Here is a 601-nt window from a genome sequence, read left to right on the forward strand (position 1 = left end):
AAGCGGCATCACGATAATCGACATGATAAGCACCAAGAAAACGGTTCCGAATATTGCAGGAAAAACGCCGCCCTCAGAGTTCGATTCTCTTGGATCTTCGGATAAGAATTTCCAGACCTGTTTACCCCAATGCATCACTTTGTCAGGTAACGACATTTGGTTTGGGTACCAGTAGTCCAATATGTCTTCAAGGGGAATCGAAACATGAGAACCCGTCATGTCCTCAACAATTAGTGCATAGCCAGAAAGCTGTAAACGCAAGCCATCCAGTTGTAAGTCCAACTTCGCCAGCTCTTGTTCCACTTGCTCTTTTTGTTGCAAGTTCTGCGCTAAAAAATCGTCCGTTACGGTGTTGTTGAGCTCATGTTTGCGCTTGTCTAAACGCAATTGCTCAAGCTTCCAACCCAGGTCTTTCAGTTGGTCGACGACCAAAGAATCAATCTCGTGGCGCAGCGTTTCTGCGTCATCAAGTTTTTTGTTCAACACCGTTTGGATATCAGTTTGATAGAGCTTGTCGCCATCTTGAAACGCCACCAGCTTACCAAAAAAGTATCCGCCGCTGCTGCGCTCAATCACCGCCCACTCTTTGGGTGTGGTTGGC

Annotated in this window: 1 pseudogene; it reads right to left on the bottom strand. The window is 46.8% G+C overall.

Annotated features, from left to right (window positions below):
• Positions 1–601 (bottom strand): annotated as a pseudogene (locus R8N47_RS26665) (phosphate ABC transporter, permease protein PstA); the annotation flags it as partial.

This window comes from Vibrio sp. 2132-1 (assembly GCF_033344315.1).